3 protein-coding genes and 3 pseudogenes are annotated in these 4,656 nt (G+C 37.3%); 5 read left to right on the top strand and 1 reads right to left on the bottom strand.

The genetic code is table 11. The annotated features are described in order from the left end of the window. Positions 1–99 precede the first annotated feature (99 nt). Positions 100–788 (top strand): annotated as a pseudogene (locus HT719_RS00095) (IS5 family transposase); the annotation flags it as partial. 102 nt (positions 789–890) lie between these two features. Further along, positions 891–998: pseudogene (locus tag HT719_RS00090) on the top strand (IS5/IS1182 family transposase); the annotation flags it as partial. A 12-nt stretch (positions 999–1,010) separates the two neighbouring features. On the opposite strand, the pseudogene HT719_RS00085 reads toward HT719_RS00090, so the two are convergent. Next, positions 1,011–1,731: pseudogene (locus tag HT719_RS00085) on the bottom strand (FAD:protein FMN transferase); the annotation flags it as partial. A gap of 295 nt (positions 1,732–2,026) precedes the next feature. Here HT719_RS00085 and HT719_RS00080 point away from each other — a divergent pair. The 3 genes from HT719_RS00080 to HT719_RS00070 form a co-directional block, all read left to right on the top strand. Next, a complete protein-coding gene (locus tag HT719_RS00080; protein WP_000036801.1) occupies positions 2,027–3,406 on the top strand; it encodes an FAD-dependent oxidoreductase in 1,380 nt (459 codons plus the stop codon). A 677-nt stretch (positions 3,407–4,083) separates the two neighbouring features. Continuing rightward, positions 4,084–4,437, top strand: coding sequence for an aminotransferase class V-fold PLP-dependent enzyme (locus HT719_RS00075; RefSeq protein ID WP_000945719.1), 354 nt, complete (start codon positions 4,084–4,086; stop codon positions 4,435–4,437). 36 nt (positions 4,438–4,473) lie between these two features. Continuing rightward, on the top strand, positions 4,474–4,656 hold a 183-nt coding region (locus tag HT719_RS00070), incomplete at its 3' end, for an IS630 transposase-related protein (protein ID WP_138701450.1).

Below are 4,656 nucleotides of genomic sequence, written 5' to 3'. Positions count from 1 at the left end.
AGTGATAAAGTCGGGAGTTGGGAAATAGAAAGTGTTCGATAGGAAAGATAAATATTATTATTAGACTTCCTGCGAAACAAAATATGGTATAATAGTTCTATGAATTATGAAGCAAGTAAACAACTAACTGATGCACGATTTAAGCTCCTGGTTGGTGTTCAGCGCACGACTTTTGAAGAGATGTTAGCCGTATTAAAAATTAAACACGCAAAAGATGGATAAAAACCTAAATTAAGCCTAGAAGACCTTCTTATGGCCACTCTTCAATATGTGCGAGAATACCGCACTTATGAAGAAATTGCGGCTGATTTTGGTATCCACGAAAGCAACTTAACCCATCGGAATCAATGGGTTGAAGTAACTCTTGTTCAAAGTGGTTTTACGATTTCAAGACCTCCTCTCAGTTCTGAGGACACGGTAATGATTGATGCGACGGAAGTAAAAATCAATCGCCCTAAAAAAAACAATTAGCGAATGATTCTGGTAAAAAGAAATGCCACGCTATGAAGACTCAAGCGATTGTCACAAGTCAAGGGAGAATTGTTTCTTTGGAGATCACTGTGAACTATTGTCATGATATGAAGTTGTTCAAAATGAGTCGCAGAAATATCGGACAAGCTGGTAAAATCTTGGCTGACAGTGGTTATCAAGGAATCATGAAGATAAATCCTCAAGCACAAACTCCACGTAAATCCAGCAAACTCAAGCCGCTAACAGCTGAAGAGAAAGCCTGTAACCATGCGCTATCTAAGGAGAGAATCAAGGTTGAGAGTATTTTTGACAAAGTATAGTAGATTGAAACTAGAATAGTACACCTCTACTTCTAAAACATTGTTAGAAATCGATTTGACTGTCCTGATCGATTTGTCCTGTTCTTATTTCATTTCACTATGAAAACGTTTAAAATATTTTTAACAACCTATCGAAATCATCGTAAACGCTTCGGATTACGAATGAATTTGATTGTTGGTATTATCAATCATGAACTAGGATTCTAGTTTTGCAGGAAGTCTATTGTCAAAAATGTGATGGTAATCTTGTCCATCGACTGTCAGGTGACGTTCATAAATGCCTGAAGTCACGACAGATTGATTGACAACGGGAATGGTCATTAAGTGATTTCCCCTCGGATTGGCTGAATCTTGAATCTCGATTTGCCAAGGGTTATCCCCTCTTGCCTGATTTTTTCCAATGGTCAGGATACTCCCTCCCAGATTGATCAAGGCAGAAGTCATACCCTCTTTTCTAAGAAATTGGGTACCCTTTATCTGCACTATAACCCTTGACTAAACAACCTAAATCGATTTTCATTCCTTTCTGCTTTAAGAATACAATGGAAGTAGAAGAATCTAACTCGATATCATGAGGATTGATTAGAGACAGCACCGCTTCAATTTCTTGAGGTTGTGCAGCTTTGGCATCTGAAAAACCAATGCGCCAGGTTTGAATTAGGGGATCAATACTGATGTTGAGCTGGCTATAGAGTGCTAGGCTATGCTCTAAACCAAGTGAAATCAGTTCAAACAGGTCTGGATGAACAGTGACGGGGGCTATTCCTGCTTGATAATTGATTTCCATCAACTCAGATTCTTGACTATTGGCATTGAAATGGTATTCAAGCTTTTTGAGCAAATCAAAGGATTTTTGGAGTAAGATATCTGCTCACTCATTAACTAATGAAATAGTGATAGTGGTTCCCGTTAGGAGTTCAGAATGTGAACGAAGAGGCAAGCTAGCAACTTTTTTCTTTTGTAGAAAATAAGTTGCAATATCAAATAATTATATAAATGGAAGACCTTGTATTTTATTTTCATGTTATTATAATACCATAAAGCTAGAATTTTCATAAATTAAATTTGGAAAAAGTCAAGAAATATGCTTAAAAAAATTCATTAGGCTTGAAATTAGGATAAATGGAGAATTGTTTTTGATAAAAAATGATAAAGTAATAGCAAACCTCTGGTAAACGCTGACAATAAATGGTATACTAGTAAGGTAAATTTAGAATGAAAGTAGGAAATTTTTTATGAGTAAAATTGTTGTAGTCGGTGCTAACCATGCTGGTACAGCATGTATTAATACTATGTTGGATAATTTTGGAAATGAGAACGAAATTGTTGTATTTGACCAAAACTCTAGCATCTCTTTCCTAGGATGTGGAATGGCTCTTTGGATTGGTAATCAAATTGACGGTGCTGAAGGCTTGTTCTATTCTGATAAAGAAAAATTGGAAGCTAAAGGTGCTAAGGTTTACATGAACTCACCTGTTCTTTCAATCGACTATGATAACAAAGTAGTCACAGCCGAAGTTGAAGGAAAAGAGCACAAAGAATCATACGAGAAATTGATTTTCGCTACAGGTTCTACACCAATCTTGCCACCAATAGAAGGTGTTGAAATTCTTAAAGGAAACCGCGAATTTAAAGCAACTCTTGAAAACGTACAATTCGTGAAATTGTACCAAAACGCTGAAGAAGTGATCAATAAACTTGCTGACAAGAGCCAACACCTTGACCGTATCGCCGTTGTTGGTGGTGGTTACATTGGTGTTGAACTTGCTGAAGCCTTTGAGCGTCTTGGAAAAGAAGTTGTCCTTGTCGATATCGTTGATACTGTCTTGAACGGTTACTATGACAAAGACTTTACACAAATGATGGCGAAGAACTTGGAAGACCACAACATCCGCTTGGCTCTTGGTCAAACTGTTAAAGCAATCGAAGGTGACGGTAAAGTTGAACGCTTGATTACCGATAAAGAAACTTTTGATGTGGATATGGTTGTTCTTGCGGTTGGTTTCCGTCCTAACACAGCTCTTGCTGACGGTAAGATTGAACTCTTCCGAAATGGTGCTTTCCTTGTAGATAAGAAACAAGAAACTTCAATTCCAGGTGTATTTGCAGTTGGTGACTGTGCGACTGTCTATGATAATGCTCGTAAAGACACAAGCTACATCGCCCTTGCTTCAAACGCAGTTCGTACTGGTATCGTTGGTGCCTACAATGCTTGTGGACATGAATTGGAAGGAATCGGTGTTCAAGGTTCAAACGGTATCTCAATCTATGGTCTTCACATGGTTTCAACTGGTTTGACTCTTGAAAAAGCAAAAGCTGCAGGTTACAATGCGACTGAGACAGGATTTAACGATCTTCAAAAACCAGAATTCATGAAACACGATAACCATGAAGTAGCGATTAAGATTGTCTTTGACAAAGATAGCCGTGAAATTCTTGGTGCCCAAATGGTTTCACACGATATTTCAATCAGCATGGGAATTCACATGTTCTCACTTGCTATCCAAGAGCATGTAACAATTGATAAATTGGCATTGACAGACCTCTTCTTCTTGCCACACTTCAACAAACCATACAACTACATCACAATGGCTGCCCTTACAGCTGAAAAATAAAAATGATGAACTATCTGGTCTTAAGTTAAGGTCGGATAGTTTTTTAGGTACGACGGGTCATGGCCTACATCTGAGGAACAAGTCCTCTGTGGGCACTAGCTACCGATGAACCCAACAGCGCCCCTCAATCCTGACTATCGTGAGGTAGCGGACGAAGACGGTCTGGAGATAGACCCTGACGTTAGAGTAAAAAACGTTAGAGGAAAGAATAGCGAAATCCTGGTTCTAGGAACAGAGAGGTGCTAGGAAAGCCTATCTAGCAGATGAGATAGCCAAGAACTCTAAAGTTTAAATAGGTAGTCGTAACTTATATCTGTAAGTCATGAAAGTAATTGAATTCGGACTAAGGTTTGTGTGAAAAAGATAAATCTTCCTAGAGTCCAAAGACTCTGCGTCCGATTTCCTATTTTCACTGTAACCTTTTAACGTCCTCTGTTATAAAGGAAGAAAAATCTGGGACTGATTCCGTGAGGTTTCATGAGCGCCTAAAGCATAGTAACAAGGAATCATGAGAAGTCAGCAGAAGCCATAGTAGTGATGAAGTTTCTGTAGTAGTATTAAATGGTTCAGTTGTATTTCCCAAAAAGATGTGCCAATACAATGTATTACATAAATCGAATTTTAAATCTTAGGAAGTAGAAATTTTTAATGGTAGTAGATTTTCAAAGTGGTGAAATATGTTGAGGAATTTATTTTCTTTTCAAACATCAGATATTATTTATTTTGATAATGCAGCTACAGTTCCCAAGCCAAAAGCTGTTGTTAATAAATTAACAGAAGTTTATTCAGGAATTCCAATAAACATTAAGAGACATAATTCAAAAAATGATTTAATTTTTTCTAATGAATATGAGGCTGTTAAGAAAAAAATTAAAAATTTTCTAAGTGCCAGTAACTACAATGTGCTTTTCACTAAAAGTGCTACGGAGGCTTATAACTTACTTAGTAGGTCTATAAAATATAATAAAGGTAAATTAGGTGTGTCTGTATTAGAACACCATTCTAATTATTTACCTTGGAAAATGTTATAGTTGATTAGTTTCAAACAAGCATGTTATAATAAAGCTATGGCATATAGTACAGATTTTAAACAGCGAGCATTAGATTACATCAAAGAGGGGAACAGCCATGTCGAGGCAGCCAAGGTTTTTGATGTCGGCGTCAGAACTCTCTTCACGTGGGAAAAGAACTTACGTGAACAAGGACACTTAGAGAGGAAAAAGCGAGTCGTCAAAAACCGAAAGATTCCT

Origin of the sequence: Streptococcus sp. k-378 (genome assembly GCF_013277505.1) — a bacterium.
Taxonomy (GTDB): domain Bacteria; phylum Bacillota; class Bacilli; order Lactobacillales; family Streptococcaceae; genus Streptococcus; species Streptococcus pseudopneumoniae.
Note: the sequence above shows the minus strand (reverse complement) of the source record. Positions and strands in the feature narration are given on the sequence as shown.